Genomic DNA, 18461 nt, shown 5'->3' with positions numbered 1-18461 from the left:
GGACGGATCCTAGGGCAGCTCGGCCGGATAGCTGTCCAGCGCCAGGGAGATCTGGCGCCTGATGTCCCAATCCGCCAGGGTCGCCTGCACGGCACCGTAGTAGACCCCGTTCTTGACCACGAACATCGAGGGCAGGTGGAACACCTCGTAGCGTTCGACCAGCCCCCGGTTGTGGCCGGCGTCGATCCAGCAGATGCGGGCCACCGGCATGCTCATGTCGGGCAGCCGGGCGCGTGCCAGCCGGCAGTTGGGGCAGGTATCGCTGGTGAAGACCAGCAGCGAGGTGCCGGGCGCATCCAGCAGGAAGCGGTCGGCCGTGCCGTCGTCGAGATCGATCTGTTCCATGATGGAAAAAAAGCGGCGGCCGGTAGGCGCCGCGCAGTGTTCATGGGCGAGAATATATCGGATTTCCCCTTTTCGGCCTCATGCCATGCACGCCAACGAACCCGATGATCCGCCGCGCCGCTGCGCGTGGGCCGGCAACGATGCCCTGTACGTCGCCTACCATGACGAGGAATGGGGCCGCCCGCTGGACGGCGAGGCGGCGCTGTTCGAACGCCTCAGCCTGGAGGGTTTCCAGGCCGGCCTGAGCTGGCTCACCATCCTGCGTAAGCGGCCGGCATTCCGCCAGGCTTTCGCCGGATTCGAAATCGACGAGGTGGCGGCCTTCGGCGCCCGCGACGTCGAACGCCTGCTGGCCGACGCGAGCATCGTGCGGCACCGGGGCAAGATCGAGGCGGTCGTCAACAATGCGCGCCGGGCGCTCGAACTGCGTACCGAGGAAGGCTCGCTCGCGGCCTTCCTGTGGCGGTATGAGCCCGCCAGCGCCTACGCTGGCCCCCCGCGCGCCGAGTCCCCGGAGTCGAAGGCCCTGTCCAGGGAGCTCAAGCGCCGCGGCTGGCGCTTCGTGGGCCCGACCACGATGTACTCGCTGATGCAGGCCGTCGGCATGGTCAACGACCACGGGCCGGATTGCGCATGCAGGAAGGAGGTCGAGGCCCTGCGCGCGTCCTTTCCCCGGCCGGGAGGCCCGGGCCGGGGAAAGCGGGCCTGAATGGGGCTCTCCCTATGAAACAGCGTGCACAGGTAGCACGTTGCGATGACTTCGTATAGAGTATCCACGCTGGATGCAGTGCCTTGTCGCGTTACCGGTTGGTTTCCCTGTCCGATCCCCGGTGTCACGAGTGCCGCGGGTGATGGACCGAAGCATTCGTACGGGGGCAGGTCATGACGTGGGTACATGAGGCCATCAGGCAGTCGCCGGAGATCCTGCTGTTTCTCTCATTGGCGATCGGTTTCTGGATAGGCAAGTTCCAGTTCGGCAGATTCCAGCTCGGGGGCGTGGCGGGCTCGCTGCTCGTGGCCGTGCTGTTCAGCCAGCTCGGGGTGTCCATCGACAACGGCGTCAAGGCGGTGCTCTTCGCGCTGTTCATCTATGCCGTCGGTTTCGAGAGCGGTCCCCAATTCTTCAAGTCCCTCGGGCGCCAATCCCTGAAAGAAATCGCCATGGCGGCGGTGCTTGCCATCACCGGTCTCGTGACCGTGATCGTGCTGGCGCGGATGTTCGACCTGGACAAGGGGCTGGCCGCCGGCGTGGCGGCGGGAGGGCTGACGCAGTCGGCCATCATCGGCACCGCCGGCTCGGCGCTGGCCAAGCTGGGCCTGCCGCCCGACGAACTCCAGCGCCTGCAGGCCAACGTGGCCATCGGCTATGCCGTGACCTATATCTTCGGTTCGTTCGGCGCCATCATCATCTGCGTCAATGTGCTGCCGAAGTTCATGGGCCGCGACATCCGCGAGGACGCCGTGAAGGCCGAGACGTCCATGAGCGCAGGCATGATCGTGCCCGGAGCGGGCGAGCAGCTTGCCGCGCCCGAGGTGGTGGGGCGGCTCTACCGGGCCGGCCCGGCCGCGGGCAGCACCGTGCGCGAGATCGAAGCGCTGGCGCCCGACGGCATGGCGGTCACCGTCGAGCGCATCAAGCGCGACGGCCAGATCATTCCCGCTCAGGCTGATCTCAAGCTGCACGCCGGCGATATCGTGCTGCTGGCGGGCAGGCGGGCGGCGGTGGTGGCGGCGCGCCAGGCGCTCGGGGACGAGGTGTTGTCGTCCAGCGGCATGGACATGGTCATGCTGACGCGCGATGTCCTGATCACTGGCGCTGATTACCTGGGCAAGACCGTTGCTCAGATACGGGCGGGTATCGCCGCCGACATCCGCCATGGCATCGTGGTGCTGGGACTGAAGCGGGACGGCCGGCCGCTGCCGATGGAGCCGGACACGGTGATCCGCGCGGGCGACGTGGCGGTGCTGTTCGGCACGGGCAACGACATCCAGCGGGCGGCCCACAGCGTGGGCACCGTCATCGTGCCCAGCGACAAGACCGACTGGGTCTACCACGGCCTGGGCCTGGCGCTGGGGCTGATCATCGGGCTGGCCGTGCTGCGCATCGGCTCGATTCCCCTGACGCTGGGCAGCGGAGGCGGGGCGCTGCTGTCCGGGCTGCTGTTCGGCTGGTACCGCACGCGGCGGATGAGCCTGGGCAACATGCCTACCGGCGCCTCGACGCTGCTGCGCGACCTGGGCCTGGCGGGCTTCGTTGCCGTAGTCGGCCTGCAGTCGGGGCTCCAGGCCGTCGAGACCATACGCGCCAGCGGGCTCTCCATCTTCCTGATCGGCGTGGCCGTCACCATCGTGCCGCTGCTGGTGACCATGCTGTTCGGCCGCTATGTGCTGCGCTACGACAACGCGGCGGTCTTCGCCGGCGCGTTGTCCGGATCCCGCAGCGCCAATCCCGCTTTCGGCGAAGTGCTGGACAAGGCGGGCAATTCCGTGCCGACCGTGCCTTTTGCCGTGACCTACGCCCTGGCCAATGTGTTCCTGACCCTGCTTGGCCCGCTGGTCGTCGCTTTTGCCTAGGGTCATCGCAAGCCATCCAACCACGGAGGCCGTCATGTCGACAGCGGATTACAGCCGGTACGCGAAACTGAGTCCTTTCGAACTGAAGGACGCACTCATCGAACTGGCTTCGAGCAAGCAGAACCGCCTCATGCTCAATGCCGGGCGGGGCAATCCCAACTTCCTGGCGACCGTGCCGCGGCGCGCATTCTTCCGGCTGGGGCTGTTCGCGGTCATCGAGGCCGAGCTGTCCTTCTCGTACATGCCGCACGGCATAGGCGGGCTGCCCCGGATCGAGGGCATCGAAAACCGTTTCAACGCCTACATCGCCGAGAACAGCGACAAGGAGGGCGTGGTATTCCTGGGACGCGTGCTGAGCTATGTGCGCGACCAGATGGGGTTGCCCGCATCCGAGTTCCTGCACGAAATGGTCGAAGGCGTGCTGGGCGACAACTACCCGGTGCCGCCACGCATGCTGCGGATCACCGAGGAAATCGTCCGGACCTATCTGGTCAAGGAAATGATCGGCGGGTTCCTGAGCAATCGGCGCATCGACGTTTTCGCCACGGAAGGCGGCACGGCCGCGATGACCTACGTCTTCAACACCATGAAGCAGAACGGACTGGTCAAGGCGGGGGACAAGGTGGCGATAGGCATGCCGGCGTTCACGCCCTACATCGAGATCCCGCGCCTGAACGACTATCGGCTCGAACCGGTGTACATCAATGCCGATCCCGAGCGGGGATGGCAGTACCCCGACGCGGAGATCGACAAACTGCTGGATCCGGCGGTGAAGGTCTTCTTTTGCATCAACCCGAGCAATCCGCCGTCCTACAAGATCAACGAGCATGGGCTGCAGCGCATACGCGAAATCATCGAGACCCGGAGACGCGATCTGATCGTGCTGACCGACGACGTCTACGGGACGTTCGCCGACGACTTCCAGTCGCTGTTCGCCAAATGCCCGCGCAACACCATCCTGGTCTATTCGTACTCCAAGTATTTCGGCGCGACGGGCTGGCGCCTGGGCGCCATCGCCGTCCACGACGACAACGTCATGGACGAGGCCTTGCGCGGCCTGCCCGCCTCGATGAAGAAGGCCCTGAACGAACGCTATGCCTCGCTCACGCCGGACGTGCCCGGGCTGAAGTTCATCGACCGGCTGGTGGCCGACAGCCGGTCCGTGGCCCTGAACCACACCGCGGGGCTGTCCACGCCGCAGCAGGTGCAAATGGCCTTGTTTTCGCTGTTCGCCCTGATGGACGAGCACGACGGCTACAAGGCCGAGCTCAAGAAGCTGATACGCCGGCGGCAGGCAGCGCTGTACCGCGAACTGGGCATCGCCCAGCCTCACGACGAGAATGCGGTGGACTATTACACGCTGCTCGACCTGGGCGCCATCGCGAGGGACCTGCACGGCCCGGATTTCGCGGCCTGGGTGCAGAAGAACGTGGCGCCCACCGACCTGCTGTTCCGCATCGCGGACGAAACGGGCATCGTGATGCTGCCGGGAAGTGGCTTCGGTACATTGCGGCCGGCCGGGCGCGTGTCGCTGGCCAACCTGAACGAATACGAATACGCGGCGATCGGCCGGGCCTTGCGGCAGATGGCCGAGCAGTTCTATGAGGATTACCGCAAGGGCCGGCCCGGGCCCGTGGCCAAGCGCGCCGAAGGCAAGGGCAAGGCGAAGAAGAGCGGCAAGAAGTAGCCCGGGACTATTCCCAGCCGCCGCCCAATGCCAGGAACAGCGCGGCCTGGTCGGCGGCCAGTTGCCCCTGGGCGGCGGTCAACGCGCTTTCCGAACCGGCCAGGGTACGGTCGGCATCCAGCGCCGTCAGGAAGTCGGTGCGTCCCAGGCGGTACAGCGTGCGCGCCTGCTCGGCGGCGTCGCGGTTGTTGTCGCGGGCGGCGCGCAGCGCATCCGTCCGGTCCAGGTCCCGCGCATACACGGTCAGCGCGCTGGAGGTTTCGCGCAGCGCGTTCAGCACGGCGGCGTCGAAGCGGGCCAGCGCCGCCGCGCTGCCGGCCTCGGCCTGCGCGATGTGGCTGCGCGCCAGGCCGGTGTCGGGAAGACTCCAGGAAATGAGCGGCCCCAGGCTCCAGCGGAAGGCGTTGTCGGCGCCGAGCCGGGACAGCGTGCCGGTGCTGCCGGCCGACAAGCCCAGCGAGATGCTGGGATACAGCTCGGCCGTGGCGACGCCTATGCGGGCGGTGGCCGAGGCCAGTGAGCGTTCGGCCTGGCGGATGTCGGGCCGCCGGCGCAGCAGCGCCGCGCCGTCGCCGACAGGGACGGGGTCGCGCAGGGCAGGCGGGGCATGGCAGGCAGCCAGGGAGACGGGCAGCGTGCCCGGTACTTTGCCGACCAGCACGGCCAGCCGGTAGAGCGAGGTGGCGCGTTGCGCTTCCAGCGGCGGCACGGCCGCCCGCAATTGCTCGAGCTGGCCTTGCGCGCGGCTGACGTCCAGCGACGTGCCCCGGCCCATGCCGGCGCGTTTGCGGGTGAGTTCGGCGAACTGTTCCTGCAGCGCGATCGAGTGCTGGGCAACCTCCAGTTGCTGGCCCGCCGCGCAGGCCTCGGCGTAGGCCCGCACGGTGCCGGCGGCGACATTGACCCGGGCCAGGTCGTAGGCGGCCTGGGCCGCCTCGGCATCGGCATTCGCGGCTTCCAGTCCGCGCGAAATCTTGCCGAACAGATCAACCTGGTAGGACACCGCGGCGCCCGCGTCGTAGGTGCCGATGTCGGGCAGCGCGTAGGGCACGCCTTTGGCGGCGCCCGAGGCGCGTCCATAGGCGGGGGAGGCGTTGACCGAGACGCTCGGACGCCGGCCGGCGCCGGCTTCGTCGACGACGGCTGCGGCGCGTTGCAGGTTGGCGGCGGCCACGCGTAGATCGGCATTGGCGGCGAACGCCTGGCCGACCAGATCATCCAGTACCGGATCGTCGTACAGGCGCCACCAGTGGGCCGGCAGCGGCACGGACAGGGCGGAGGCCGTTTCCCGTCCGGCCAGCGGACCGTTGGCGGCCTCCAATCTGGCCGCGGCCTGCCCGGGAAGATGGTAGTCGGGGCCCACGGTCGAGCAAGCGGCCATCGTCGCCAGCAGCGCGGCGGCCAGGTACCGGGGGGCGCGGGTCTTCATGAGGCCGCTCCTTCGGAACGAGGCGCGGCCTGTTCGCGAACCTCGACCGTGGCCGTCTGGCCCGCCACCAGCCTGACCGAATCCGGAACGCGGTCGATGACGACGCGCACGGGGATGCGCTGGGCCAGCCGGACCCAGTTGAAGGTCGGGTTGACGTTGGGAAGCAGGTTGGCGGCCGTGCTGCGATCGCGGTCGGCGATACCTTCCGAGAAACTCTCGACGTGGCCTTCCAGAGGCTCGCCGGCTCCCATCAACAGCACCGAGGCCTGGTCGCCGACGTGTATGCGCGGCAGCTTGTTTTCCTCGAAATAGCCTTCGACGTAGAACGAATCGCGATCGACCAGCGCCATGACGGCGTGGCCGGCGGTGACGTAGGCGCCGCCTTGCAGGTCCAGGTTGGTCACGTAGCCGTTGACGGGCGAGCGCACCGTGCTGCGGGTCAGGTTGAGCCGGGCCAGATCGAGATTGGCCTGTGCCTGGGCCAGGGCGGCGCCCAATTGCTCGGCGCGCGACTGTGCCTGCTCGCGGCTTTCCTGGGCGACCAATTCGCCCAGTTCGCCATTGCGGCGGGTTTCGCGCATGGCCTGGGCCAGCGCGGCGCGCTGCGACCGCACGGCGGCCTCGGACTGGCGCACGGCGAGCTCGTAGCGGGCCTTGTCGATCTGGAACAGGATCTGGCCGGCCTGGACGGCCTGGTTGTCGCGCACCAGCACCTGGGTGACGGGACCGGTGACATCGGGGGCGACCTGCACGACATAGGCCTTGACGCGGCCGTCGCGAGTCCAGGGGCGGACCTCGTAGCGCTGCCACAGCGTCCAGCCGGCGGCGATGGCGATGGCCAGGACCAGCAGGGTCAATGCGAACCGGCCCAGCGCCGGCAATGAAAGCTTGGGTATCACTTTAGAACTCGCGGGTGAACAGGAACGACAGGCAAGCCAGGACGATGACGAACAGGCAGGCGTCGAACAGCGGGGGGTGCCAGACCAGGCGATAGAGCCCGAGGCGGGCCAGCCCATGTCCGAGCAGCCGCGACACGGCAAGGGCCGCGAAAGTCAGCAACAACAGGGCGGGCACGTACAGGCCATAGACATTGATTTCAGCGAACACGGTCGGACTCCGGCGGGGAGGACGCCGGCTGATAATCGTCGGCATCGGGATACAGGTCGCGGCGGATGCCGCACAGCGCGGCGACGGCGTCGCGTTGTCCGGGCGAGGGGGGAAGCGCGCACACGGCGCGCAACAGGCCGTCGACCCGGCAGAGGAGGGAGGGCGCCGGGCGCCGCGCGGGCAGGCGCCGGCCGGCAAAGAACGACGACATCGCGGCCAGCAACGGGCGTACGGACACGTGCTCGCGGTCCAGCTCGGGCTGCAGGCGCAGCAACTGCGTCATGTTCAGGCCCAGGCGCAGGTCCGCCAGCACATCGGCGTCCTGCAGGTCCGCGTTGGCGCGGGCCACCGCCATGCGGGGCGAGAGCAGCGCCAGGCGGTCCAGCATGCGGGCGGAGATTTCGGTCACGGCGATGTTTCGGGCCGAGTCGGCGCGTCCCAGTTCGGCCAATTCCCTCCAGTTCGCGCGCAGCAGCCTGAGCGCGCCGTAGTCGGCACTGATGGTCCGGAACAGCCGTGTACAGACGGCGGCGGCCACGATGCCCGCGACCTGCGCCAGCATGCTGTTGGCGAAGGAGACGAGATCGGCCGTCTGGGTGTCGTGCATCGCCAGCGCCGACGTCACGCCGAACAGGAAAGCCATCGCGCGGCCGGTGGTGGGCGGCCGTGCGACCAGGATGCCCAGGAGCAGGAACAACGGCGCGGTGGTCAGCACCAGCATCTCGAAGCTGTGCACGGCCGGCAGCACGACCAGCAGGTAGAAGGCCGAGCAGGGGATCGACAACAGCGTGAATTTCAGGAACACCCGTATCGCCGGCACCGGGTTGTCCATGGTGGCGAACAGGCAGCAGAAGATGGCCGCCATCAGGGCAGCGCCCGAACCCGCCTGCCACGCGGTGGCGATCCAGAACAGGCAGCAGGCCAGGATGGCCACGGTGGCCGCGAAGGCCGACAACAGGGCCAGCCCGCGGTCGGTGTGCAGCACGCGGGGCGAGTTGGGATGCTCGCGGATGAGTTCCGAGCGGGCATCGTGCAGGCCGGCCTCGATGTGCGTGCGCAGCGCGCTGGAGTCGGCGTAGGCGTTGATCAGTGCCTTCAGGCGCGAGCCCAGGCTGAGTTCGACCATGTCGCGCCAGTTCATGTCCCGCGAGATCGCGGGGTGGTTCGCGTCGATGTCCCGCACCAGCCCGGCCAGCCGCGCCGGGTCCCGGGATCGGGGATCGCGGGTCCACGCGGCCACGTCCCGCATCACCGTTTCCCAGCCGCGGGCGAGGCCGGCGGGCATCGCCCGCAGCACGGCCAGGCGGTCCTCGATGGCGGACAGCAGCGGCATCATCAACGAGATGCGGTCCTGCACGGCATGGATGGCGTTCGAGGTCCAGCGCAGGTGCGAGGTGTCGAAGGGCAGGTGGGTCGCCATCAACCGCAGATCGGTGACATCGGCGGCCAGTTTGCGGCGGTCCAGTTGGCCGGCGTCGGGTTTCCCGCCTAGCGTGTCGGCGATCCACCGCTGGGCATCGTCATAGGCCCGCTGCACGCGGGAGACGAGGACGGGACCGATGCCCTGCGGCATTGCCAGGCTGTGTATCAGCGTGGCGCAGGTGATGCCGAGCAGGATTTCCTCCACGCGCGCCAGCGAGGTGTCGAAGATCTGCTCGGGCTGCGCGACGGCGGGAAAGCCGATCAGCGCGGCGGTGTAGCCCGCCAGCATGAAGAGGTAGGACCTGGGCGTGCGGTCGAGCAGCGAAATGTACAGGCACAGCCCCACCCAGAGCGCGAATGCGAGCGACAGCAGTTCCGGCGCATTGGCCAGGAGCGGCACGGCGGCCAGGGCCATCGCCGTCCCCAGCGTGGTGCCGGTGATGCGGTAGACCGCCTTGGAGCGTACCGCGCCGGCCAGCGGGCTGCTGACCACGTAGGCGGTGGTCATGGCCCAGAACGGACGCGGCAGGCCCATGCGCATCGCGAGGTAGAGGGCGAGGACCGCGGCGATGTAGCTCTTGAGCGAGAACAGCGTCTCTGAAAGAGTAGGGAGCTTCATGGGGACGAAGCGGGGCCGGATTCCTGTGCGAGTTGTTCGATCGCGGCCTGCAAGCCTTCGAGCGTGCGCAGGCAGGCTTCGATATCGTCCGTGCTCTTGCCCGCGAACAGGGAGCGCCGGAAGGGGATGAGGGCGGCTTCGATCCGGTCGGCGCATTGCCGGCCGGCGGCCGTGAGATACAGGGACTTGGCGCGGCGGTCGGAAGCATCTTCGCGGCGCTCCACGAGGCCCAGCTCGACCACGCGATCGATGACACGGACCACCGAGGAGGGCTCGATGCCCAGCGCGTCGGCGACGGCGCCAGGGCGGGCGCCGTCGCCCAGGCGGCCGATCATGACCACGGGCCAGGCGGTAGCCTGGGACAGGCCGAAATCGGCGGTCATTTTGTCGGCGGCCGACTTGTAGGCGCGGGCCGTGCGGCCCAGGGCCATGGTCAGGGTGGCCAGCTGTTTGTCAATTCTTTCCATGGAAAGATATTAGCATGCAAACTATTTGTATGCTAACAATTTGCCGGTTCGACAAAAATTCGACAAAAATTCGACGTTTCTTCGATGACGGTTCCGATAGGCTGGCCGGCATTGCTTCATGGGAGCACCAGTTTGTCTTCCGCACTACACGAACGCCGCTCGGGGGCGTTCATTTGGGGGTTGGTCGCGGCCGGCCGGGACCGGGGTTGGGGACTCCGCAACAGCACGCGCCTGTCGCTCGCCATTGCCGCCGCGCTGATGCTTTTCTACAACCTCGCGGTCTGGCGCGATATCCTGCGCATCGTCCCCTGGAACGGTGCCAGTTCCGCCGCCTTCTATCTCTCGTTCGCCATCCTGATGTGGTCGGTGTTCGGGCTGCTGCTGACGCTGTTTTCGTTCAAGACGGTGTTCAAGCCGTTGCTGACGGTGCTGCTGCCGGTCTCCGCCTTGGCGGCCTATTTCATGTCCACCTACGGCATCGCGATCGACAACGTGATGGTGCAGAACCTGGTCGAGACCGACGCGCGCGAGGCCGGGGCCTTGCTGAGTCCCGGGTTGCTGGGCTACCTGCTTGTGCTGGGGGTCCTGCCGGTGGTGGGTTTGTGGCGTCTGCGCGTCGAGTACGCGGCAGGTGTGCGGGGCGTGGCGACCCGACTGCTGGTAGCCGTGGCCTGCCTGGTCACCGGCCTGGCGATGCTGGGTGGGTTCTACTCGGTGTATGCGCCGCTGTTCCGCGAGCACAGGCAGGTGACCCAGAAGATCAATCCGACGAGCTATGTGTATGCGCTGGGCAAGTATGCGCGCCAGCGCTGGGGCGCCAAGGAGGCCGCCCTGGTCGTGGCCCCGATCGGCCTGGACGCCGTCCGTGGGGCCGCCGCCACGGCGCGGCCCCGCAAGTCCCTGGTGGTATTCGTGGTGGGCGAGACCGCGCGCGCGGATCATTTCGGGCTGAACGGCTATGCGCGCGATACGACGCCGGAGCTGTCGCGCCTGGGCGTGCTCAATTTTTCCAACGTTTCTTCGTGCGGCACGTCCACCGCGGTGTCGGTGCCCTGCATGTTTTCGAACCTCGGCCGGGCGGATTATTCAGACCGCGCGGCCAAGACGCGCGAGGGCCTGCTGGACGTGCTCCAGCGGGCGGGCGTGGCGGTCTACTGGCGCGAGAACAACAGCGATTGCAAGGGTACCTGCCTGCGCGTGCCCAACGACAGCGTCATGGGCGATCCCCGGCATCCGCATTGCGATGCCGACGGCTGCCGCGACGAGGCGCTGCTCGAAGGCCTGCCCGCCTACATGGATGCCCATCCGGGCGACGCTTTCATCGTGCTGCACACCATGGGCAGCCACGGGCCGGCGTACTACCGGCGCTATCCGCCCGAATTCGAGCGATTCAAGCCCGTTTGCCGGACCAACCAATTGGGGGATTGTCCGCAAGGGGCGCTGGTCAATGCCTACGACAACTCCATCCTCTACACGGACCACTTCCTGGCGCAGGTCGTCGCTCTTTTGCAGAAGCAGGCCGCCACGCGGGATACCGCCATGGTCTACGTGTCCGACCATGGGGAGTCGCTGGGCGAGAATGGCCTCTACCTGCACGCGGCGCCGTATGCGATCGCACCGCGCGCCCAGACCCACGTGCCCATGGTGATGTGGATGTCACCCGGCGCGGCCCAAGGCTGGGGCGTGGACACGGCCTGCCTGGCCGCCCGCCGCGACGAACCCTATAGTCACGACAACTTGTTCCATTCGTTCCTGGGGATGTTCGAGGTCCGGACGGACGTGTACAAGGAGCAACTGGACCTGCTCGCTCCGTGCCGCGCGGCGGTCGAGGCCCGGGCGGGCAAGAGCCGCGTCCGGGGTTAGGGCGACAGGCCCTGGCGAGGGCGTCAGAAGACGCTTTCGGCCAGGTTGTGCTGTTCGATGACGGACCGGACCGTATGGCCGGTGGGTTCGCAGGCGAACTCGCACTCCTGCGGCATCTCGCCCGCGTGGCATTCGCCGCCGAGCAGCGGGCAACGGCCGAACAGTTCGGTCACCCAGTCCACGAAGGCACGGACCTTGGGGGACAGGTGCCGGTTGTGCAGGTAGACCACCGAGATCGGCATGGGAGAGGGTTTCCAGCCGGTCAGGACCTCGCGCAGTTGTCCGGACTCCAGGTGGGGCCGCACCATATAGCGCGCGGGCTGGATGAGACCGAAGCCCTGCAGGCCGCAGGCCACGTAGGCGTCCGAGTCGTTGACCGCGACGATGCTCTTGACCTTGACTTCGGTGGCCACGCCGTCGACGACGAAATCCCAGTCGATGGTGCGGCCGGTGCGCGCGGAGAAATAGTGGACCGCATGATGGCGTTCCAGGTCCTTGATCGTGCGCGGCTCGCCATAGGCTTCGAGATACGAAGGCGCGGCGCAGGTCAGGCTTTCGAACGTACCGATGCGCCGTGCCACCATGGACGAATCCTGGAGTTCGCCGACACGGATGGCGCAATCCACGGCCTCCTGGACCAGGTCGACGGGGCGGTCGCCCATGCCGATCACCAGCTCGATGTCCGGGTAGCGTTCGTGGAATTCGCACAGCGAGGGGATCAGGATCGAGCGGCCGATCGAGGCCGGCGTGTCGATCCGCAGCCGGCCCCGGGGCCGGCGCGCGACATCGCGGAAGGAGGTCTCTGCCTCCTCCAGGTCAGCCAATAGCCGTATGCAGCGCTCGTAGTACGAGGCGCCGTCGGGCGTGAGGCTGATCTTGCGCGTGGTCCGGTTGAGCAGCCGGACCTGCAGCGCGCGTTCGAGGTTGCGGATGGTCGTGCTGACGGTGGCGCGCGGCAGTCCGAGGTTGTCGGCGGCCATGGTGAAGCTGTTGGCTTCCACCACGCGCGTGAACACCTGCATGGCCTGGAATTTGTCCACGGGAGGCTCCTGCCGCCTTATGGGCGGCGATTGTTCGTTCTGGATGAATAGTGTTTGTAAAAACGCAGGATTTATCGGAAACAAGATAACACTCAAAATCGGGCATCGCTGTATTCACCCATACGAGCCCGAGGTTTTTCATGTTTCGTTTTCGCAAACACGCGCTGGCGGTCACGCTGGGCGTTGCCGTGCTTGGCGTTGCCGGCGGCATCGCCGTGCAGCGGATGCCGGCCCTGGCCAGCCAGGAGGCCCCGGCCGCGCCGGCCCCCGCGGCGGCCGTGGATGTCGCCGAGGTCGTCAGCCGCAGCATCACGGACTGGCGCGGCTATTCCGGACGGCTGGAGGCGGTGGACCGCGTCGAGATCCGGCCCCTGGTGTCCGGAACGCTGACCGCCGTGCATTTCCAGGACGGTGCCCTGGTCAAGAAGGGCGAGGTGTTGTTCACCATCGACCCGCGCCCCTACGCGGCCGAGGTCGCCCGCGTCCAGGGCCAGCTCGCCGCGGCCGAGGCGCGCGACGCCTACGCGGCCTCCGACCTGGCCCGCGGCCAGCGGCTGCTTGCGGACAACGCGATCGCCAAGCGCGATTTCGAGGAAAAGCAGAACGCGGCGCGCGAGGCGGTGGCCAATCTGCAGGCCGCGCGGGCCGCGCTCGAGGCTGCCCGGCTGAACCTGGAGTACACGCGCATCACGGCACCGGTCAGCGGCCGCATCTCGCGCGCGCAGGTGACGGTGGGCAACGTCGTGGCCGCTGGCGCCGCGTCGGCGCCGTTGACCACCCTGGTGTCGACGGCGCGGATGTACGCGGCCTTCGACGTGGACGAGCCCACCTATCTGAAGATGGCGCAGGCCAGCCGCGCGGGTTCGGGGACCATCCCGGTCTACCTGGGCCTGGCCAACGAGGACGGCCATCCGCGCAAGGGCACGGTCAGCTTCATCGACAACCGGCTGGACGTGGCCTCGGGCACCATCCGCGTGCGCGCGGTGTTCGACAATCCCGACGGCCAACTGATTCCCGGGCTGTACGCGCGCGTGCAACTGGGCGGCGGCAAGCCGCGCGATGCGCTGCTGATCGATGAACGCGCCGTCGGCACCGACCAGGACAAGCGTTTCGTGCTGGTGCTGGAAGAAGGCAATCGGACGAGCTATCGCGAAGTGCGCCTGGGCACGGCCAGCGATGGCCTGCGCGTGGTCGACGCCGGCCTGAAGGCGGGCGAGCGCATCGTGGTCAACGGGCTCCAGCGCGTGCGGCCGGGCGAGCCGGTGGCGCCGCGCGAAGTCCCCATGGCGGGGCAGCCGGGCCGGTTCGCGGACGATCACCCGCCGGCCGACGGCGCGCCGCCGCGCGCGCAGGCCGGCCGCCAGCCGAAGCAGGTTTGAGGCGCTCCGGACACGATCATGAATATTTCCAAGTTTTTCATCGACCGGCCCATTTTCGCGGGCGTGCTATCGGTCCTGATCCTGCTGGCGGGCGCGCTGGCGATGTTCCAGTTGCCCATCTCGGAGTATCCGGAAGTCGTCCCGCCCTCGGTCGTGGTGCGGGCGCAGTATCCCGGCGCCAATCCGAAGGTGATCGCCGAGACGGTGGCTTCGCCGCTGGAGGAGTCCATCAACGGCGTCGAGGACATGCTGTACATGCAGTCCCAGGCCAACAGCGACGGCAACCTGGCCGTCACGGTGACCTTCCGCCTGGGCATGGACCCGGACAAGGCGCAGCAACTGGTGCAGAACCGGGTGTCGCAGGCGCTGCCGCGCCTGCCCGAGGACGTGCAGCGGCTGGGCGTCACGACCATCAAGAGTTCGCCCACGCTGACGATGGTGACGCATCTGATCTCGCCTGACGATCGTTATGACATCACCTACCTGCGCAACTATGCGCTGATCAACGTCAAGGACCGCCTGGCGCGCATTCCCGGCGTGGGCGAAGTGCAGCTGTGGGGGGCCGGCAACTATTCGATGCGTGTCTGGCTGGATCCCCAGAGGGTCGCGCAGCGGGGGCTGACGGCCTCGGACGTGGTGGCGGCGATACGCGAGCAGAACGTGCAGGTGGCGGCCGGCGTGATCGGCGCTTCGCCCAGCGCGTCCGACGTGTCCCTGCAATTGTCGGTGAATACGCAGGGCCGTCTGCAGACCGAGTCGGATTTCGCCAACATCGTCCTGAAGACTTCGCCCGACGGCGGCGTGACGCGCCTGTCGGATGTGGCGCGCATCGAGCTGGCCGCGGCCGAGTACGGCCTGCGTTCATTGCTGGACAACAAGCCGGCGGTGGCGCTGGCCATCATGCAGTCGCCTGGCGCCAACGCGCTGGCGGTGTCGGATCAGGTGCGGGCGGCCATGAAGGAGATGGCCAAGGACTTCCCGCCGTCGGTGGACTATCGCATCGTCTACGACCCGACGCAGTTCGTGCGCGCCAGCATCAAGGCGGTGGTGGTCACGCTGCTGGAGGCCGTGGCCCTGGTGGTGCTGGTGGTCATCGTATTCCTGCAGACCTGGCGGGCGTCCATCATTCCGCTCCTGGCGGTGCCGGTCTCCATCATCGGAACATTTTCGCTGATGCTGGGCTTCGGCTATTCGATCAACGCGCTGTCGCTGTTCGGCATGGTGCTCGCCATAGGCATCGTGGTGGACGATGCGATCGTGGTGGTCGAGAACGTGGAGCGCAACATCGCCGCCGGGCTTACGCCGCGCGAGGCTACCTATCGCGCGATGCGCGAGGTCAGCGGTCCCATCATCGCCATCGCGCTGACGCTGGTCGCGGTATTCGTGCCGCTGGCCTTCATGACCGGCCTGAGCGGCCAGTTCTACAAGCAGTTCGCGATGACCATCGCCATTTCCACGGTGATCTCGGCGTTCAATTCGCTGACGCTGTCGCCGGCGCTGGCGGCCCTGCTGCTGAAGTCCCACGATGCCCGGCCCGATGCCTTGACGCGCGTGATGAACCGCTTGTTCGGGGGCTTCTTCCGCCGCTTCAACGATCTGTTCGGCAGGGCGTCCGACCGCTATGGCGACGGGGTATCGGGTGTCATTTCGCGCAAGGCCGTGGTCATGGGCGTATACGGCGTGTTGCTGGCGCTGACGCTCGGCGTCTCGTCCATCGTGCCGGGAGGCTTCGTGCCCGCGCAGGACAAGCAGTATCTGGTCGCCTTCGCGCAATTGCCCAACGGGGCATCGCTCGACCGTACGGAAGACGTCATCCGGCGCATGTCCGACATCGCGCTCAAGCAGCCGGGCGTGGAAAGCGCCATCGCATTTCCCGGACTGTCGATCAACGGCTTCACCAACAGCTCGAGCGCGGGCATCGTGTTCGTGTCGCTGAAGGACTTCCACGAACGCAAGGGCCGGGACGTCTCGGCCGAGGCGATCTCGAACGCACTCAACCAGCAGTTCTCGGCCATCAAGGAGTCCTTCATCGCGGTATTCCCGCCGCCGCCCGTCATGGGCCTGGGCACGTTGGGCGGGTTCAAGCTGCAGATCGAGGACCGGGCCGCGCTGGGCTACGCCGAACTGGATGCGGCCGCGCAGGCCTTCGTGGCCGCGGCGCAGAAGGCGCCCGAGCTCGGGCCGACGTTCAGCAGCTACCAGATCAACGTGCCGCAGCTGGACGTGCAACTGGATCGGGTCAAGGCCAAGCAGCTGGGCGTTGCCGTCACGGACGTGTTCGACACCATGCAGATCTACCTGGGTTCGCTGTACGTGAACGACTTCAACCGCTTCGGGCGGGTGTACCAGGTCCGCGCGCAGGCCGACGCGCCGTTTCGCGCGCATCCTGACGACATCCTGGCGTTGAAGACCCGCAATGCCGCGGGCGAGATGGTGCCGCTGTCGTCGCTGGTGGATGTGCGGCCGACATTCGGACCGGAAATGGTGGTGCGCTACAACGGCTACACCGCCGCCGACATCAACGGCGGGCCGGCGCCGGGGTACTCCTCGGACCAGGCACAGGCCGCCGCCGAGCGCATCGCGGCGGAAGTCCTGCCGCGGGGCATGAAACTGGCCTGGACGGACCTGACCTACCAGCAGATCCTGGCGGGCAATGCCGGCATCTGGGTGTTTCCGATCAGCGTGCTGCTGGTGTTCCTGGTGCTGGCGGCCCTGTACGAGAGCCTGACACTGCCGCTGGCGGTGATCCTGATCGTGCCGATGAGCATCCTGGCCGCGCTCACGGGCGTCTGGCTGACGCGGGGAGACAACAACATCTTTACCCAGATCGGTCTGATGGTACTGGTGGGCCTGGCCTCGAAGAACGCCATCCTGATCGTCGAGTTCGCGCGCGAGCTGGAGCTGCAGGGCAGGTCGGTGATCGAGGCGGCCGTCGAGGCCAGCCGTCTGCGCCTGCGTCCCATCCTGATGACATCCATCGCGTTCATCATGGGGGTGGTGCCGCTGGTGACGTCCTCCGGCGCCGGCTCCGAGATGCGGCATGCCATGGGCGTGGCGGTGTTCTTCGGGATGCTGGGCGTGACCTTGTTCGGCCTGTTCCTGACCCCCGTCTTCTATGTACTGCTGCGGCTGGCCAGCGGTGCGCGCAAGCTGCACTCGGCCGCCCAGCACGAGGCGCCCATCGTGGCGGCGCACCACGCGGAGCCACTGAAGTGAAAGAGAATCCCATGAAGAAATATCTGCGGCGAGCGGCATCGATGGCCTTGCTCGTGCTGGCGGGCTGCTCGGTGGCGCCCGTCTATGATCCGCCCCGGCCCGACGTGCCGGTGGCGTTCAAGGAAGCGGCCGCTGGCAACTGGAAGGCCGCCCGGCCGGCCGAGGATGCCCACCGTGGACACTGGTGGACGGTATTCGGCGATCCGGTGCTGGATCAGTTGCAGGCGCGCGCGGCGGACGCGAACCAGAATCTCAAGGCAGCGGTGGCACGGCTGGCACAAGCCAGGGCGCGGCTGGGCGAGGCGCGGGCCGACCTGTACCCGCGCGTGGACGCGGGCGCCGGCCCCACGCGGCAGCGGCCGTCGCCGGCCTCGAAGGGATTGCCCGCCGAGGCGAATACGTCCCCGTCCACGCTGTGGCGTGCCCAGGCCAGCGTGGCCTACGAGGTGGACCTGTTCGGCCGGGTCGCGGCCAGCGTCGATGCGGCGTCGGCCCGGGCCGGGCAAGGCGAGGCATTGCTGCGCTCGGTGCTGCTGGCCGTGCAGGCCGACGTCGCGCAGGCGTATTTCCTGGTGCGGGAGCTGGATGCGGGACAGGAACTCTACGGCGGTACCGTGGCCTTGCGCGAACGGACGCTGGCGCTGATCCAGCGCCGCTACGACGAAGGCGACATCAGCGAACTGGACCTGGCGCGGGCGCGCACGGAGCTGGCATCGGCCAGGTCCGAGGCGCTGGACATCGCCCGCCAGCGCGCGGCGGCGGAACATGCGTTGGCGATCCTGCTGGGCGAGGCGCCGGCCAACTTCAGCCTGCCGGCACGTCCCCTGGCCAGGCTGGCGGTGCCGGTCCCGCCCGGCCTGCCGTCCGAGCTGCTGGAACGCCGACCCGACATCGCCGCGGCCGAGCGGGCGATGGCGGCCGCCAACGCCGAGGTCGGCGTTGCGCGCACGGCCTTCTTTCCCAGGCTGGCGCTGACCGGCGCGCTGGGTTACGAGTCGGCGCAGCTGGGCGACCTGTTCAACTGGTCGAGCCGCACCTTCCTGCTGGGTCCGCTGGTGGGGACCATGCTGACGCTGCCCATCTTCGACGGCGGACGGCGCGAAGCCGGGCTCCAGGCCGCGCGGGCGGCCTACGAAGAAGAAGCCGCCAACTATCGGCAGACAGTGCTGACGGCCTTCAAGGAGGTGGAGGACAACCTGGCCAACCTGCGCATCCTGGCCGATCAGTACCGCGCGCAGGACGAGGCGGTGGCGTCGGGCGCGCGCGCGGCCCGGCTGTCGCATATCTCGTCCCACGAGGGCTCGGTCAGCTGC

At 67.8% G+C, this 18461-nt stretch carries 13 protein-coding genes and 1 pseudogene; 7 read left to right on the top strand and 7 right to left on the bottom strand.

Annotation, left to right across the window (positions count from 1 at the left end; translation table 11 throughout):
- Positions 1-9: 9 nt before the first annotated feature.
- Entirely contained in the window at positions 10-345 is a 336-nt protein-coding gene (locus AC1Q6E_RS18135) for a thioredoxin family protein (protein ID WP_152795396.1), read from the bottom strand.
- 85 nt (positions 346-430) lie between these two features.
- Here AC1Q6E_RS18135 and AC1Q6E_RS18130 point away from each other — a divergent pair, with 85 nt between their 5' ends.
- The 3 genes from AC1Q6E_RS18130 (at position 431) to AC1Q6E_RS18120 (ending at position 4606) form a co-directional block, all read left to right on the top strand.
- Entirely contained in the window at positions 431-1054 is a 624-nt protein-coding gene (locus AC1Q6E_RS18130) for a DNA-3-methyladenine glycosylase I (RefSeq protein ID WP_152795398.1), read from the top strand.
- A gap of 173 nt (positions 1055-1227) precedes the next feature.
- Entirely contained in the window at positions 1228-2919 is a 1692-nt protein-coding gene (gene aspT, locus AC1Q6E_RS18125) for an aspartate-alanine antiporter (RefSeq protein ID WP_152795400.1), read from the top strand.
- A gap of 34 nt (positions 2920-2953) precedes the next feature.
- Positions 2954-4606, top strand: coding sequence for a bifunctional aspartate transaminase/aspartate 4-decarboxylase (locus AC1Q6E_RS18120; protein ID WP_152795402.1), 1653 nt, complete (start codon positions 2954-2956; stop codon positions 4604-4606).
- A gap of 7 nt (positions 4607-4613) precedes the next feature.
- On the opposite strand, the gene AC1Q6E_RS18115 is transcribed toward AC1Q6E_RS18120, so the two are convergent.
- From AC1Q6E_RS18115 to AC1Q6E_RS18095, 5 genes are read right to left on the bottom strand one after another with little or no spacing between them, the layout of a single operon-like run.
- On the bottom strand, positions 4614-6035 hold the full coding sequence (locus tag AC1Q6E_RS18115) for an efflux transporter outer membrane subunit (protein WP_492573225.1): 1422 nt from the start codon (positions 6033-6035) through the stop codon (positions 4614-4616).
- Positions 6032-6931: an efflux RND transporter periplasmic adaptor subunit gene (locus AC1Q6E_RS18110; protein ID WP_492573293.1), complete on the bottom strand. Its 900-nt coding sequence runs from the start codon at positions 6929-6931 to the stop codon at positions 6032-6034. Before AC1Q6E_RS18110 ends, AC1Q6E_RS18115 begins: the two co-directional genes overlap by 4 nt.
- Positions 6932-6935: 4 nt before the next feature.
- Entirely contained in the window at positions 6936-7142 is a 207-nt protein-coding gene (locus tag AC1Q6E_RS18105) for a DUF1656 domain-containing protein (protein WP_296558196.1), read from the bottom strand.
- Positions 7132-9183 (bottom strand): FUSC family protein, encoded by a 2052-nt coding sequence (locus AC1Q6E_RS18100; RefSeq protein WP_492573224.1) that lies wholly within the window; start codon positions 9181-9183, stop codon positions 7132-7134. The genes AC1Q6E_RS18105 and AC1Q6E_RS18100 overlap by 11 nt, the downstream gene beginning before the upstream one ends.
- Positions 9180-9650: a MarR family winged helix-turn-helix transcriptional regulator gene (locus AC1Q6E_RS18095; protein ID WP_152795412.1), complete on the bottom strand. Its 471-nt coding sequence runs from the start codon at positions 9648-9650 to the stop codon at positions 9180-9182. Before AC1Q6E_RS18095 ends, AC1Q6E_RS18100 begins: the two co-directional genes overlap by 4 nt.
- Positions 9651-9782: 132 nt before the next feature.
- Between AC1Q6E_RS18095 and AC1Q6E_RS18090 the strand changes: the two genes are divergently transcribed.
- A complete protein-coding gene (locus AC1Q6E_RS18090) occupies positions 9783-11513 on the top strand; it encodes a phosphoethanolamine transferase (protein ID WP_492573221.1) in 1731 nt (576 codons plus the stop codon).
- 23 nt (positions 11514-11536) lie between these two features.
- On the opposite strand, the gene AC1Q6E_RS18085 is transcribed toward AC1Q6E_RS18090, so the two are convergent.
- Entirely contained in the window at positions 11537-12553 is a 1017-nt protein-coding gene (locus tag AC1Q6E_RS18085; RefSeq protein ID WP_296558191.1) for a LysR family transcriptional regulator, read from the bottom strand.
- A gap of 140 nt (positions 12554-12693) precedes the next feature.
- Here AC1Q6E_RS18085 and AC1Q6E_RS18080 point away from each other — a divergent pair, with 140 nt between their 5' ends.
- From AC1Q6E_RS18080 to AC1Q6E_RS18070, 3 genes and pseudogenes are all read left to right on the top strand, one after another.
- Complete coding sequence (locus AC1Q6E_RS18080; protein WP_152795416.1) at positions 12694-13932, top strand: efflux RND transporter periplasmic adaptor subunit; 1239 nt, start codon at positions 12694-12696, stop codon at positions 13930-13932.
- Between the two features lie 18 nt (positions 13933-13950).
- The gene (locus tag AC1Q6E_RS18075; protein WP_492573219.1) at positions 13951-17148 is read left to right on the top strand and encodes an efflux RND transporter permease subunit; all 3198 of its coding nucleotides are present in this window, start codon (positions 13951-13953) and stop codon (positions 17146-17148) included.
- Positions 17149-17159: 11 nt separating this feature from the next.
- Positions 17160-18435, top strand: a pseudogene (locus AC1Q6E_RS18070) (efflux transporter outer membrane subunit); the annotation flags it as partial.
- Positions 18436-18461: the final 26 nt, after the last annotated feature.

Source organism: Pigmentiphaga sp. MLSB6-MA01 (assembly GCF_058793475.1).
This window is presented reverse-complemented; position numbering and strand designations above follow the sequence as displayed.

Bases quoted from the DNA above. Each gene is read 5' to 3' on its own strand.
- AC1Q6E_RS18135 (WP_152795396.1), bottom strand. From the start codon at position 345: ATGGAACAGATCGATCTCGACGACGGCACGGCCGACCGCTTCCTGCTG.
- AC1Q6E_RS18130 (WP_152795398.1), top strand. From the start codon at position 431: ATGCACGCCAACGAACCCGATGATCCGCCGCGCCGCTGCGCGTGGGCC.
- aspT (WP_152795400.1), top strand. From the start codon at position 1,228: ATGACGTGGGTACATGAGGCCATCAGGCAGTCGCCGGAGATCCTGCTG.
- AC1Q6E_RS18120 (WP_152795402.1), top strand. From the start codon at position 2,954: ATGTCGACAGCGGATTACAGCCGGTACGCGAAACTGAGTCCTTTCGAA.
- AC1Q6E_RS18115 (WP_492573225.1), bottom strand. From the start codon at position 6,035: ATGAAGACCCGCGCCCCCCGGTACCTGGCCGCCGCGCTGCTGGCGACG.
- AC1Q6E_RS18100 (WP_492573224.1), bottom strand. From the start codon at position 9,183: ATGAAGCTCCCTACTCTTTCAGAGACGCTGTTCTCGCTCAAGAGCTAC.
- AC1Q6E_RS18095 (WP_152795412.1), bottom strand. From the start codon at position 9,650: ATGGAAAGAATTGACAAACAGCTGGCCACCCTGACCATGGCCCTGGGC.
- AC1Q6E_RS18080 (WP_152795416.1), top strand. From the start codon at position 12,694: ATGTTTCGTTTTCGCAAACACGCGCTGGCGGTCACGCTGGGCGTTGCC.
- AC1Q6E_RS18075 (WP_492573219.1), top strand. From the start codon at position 13,951: ATGAATATTTCCAAGTTTTTCATCGACCGGCCCATTTTCGCGGGCGTG.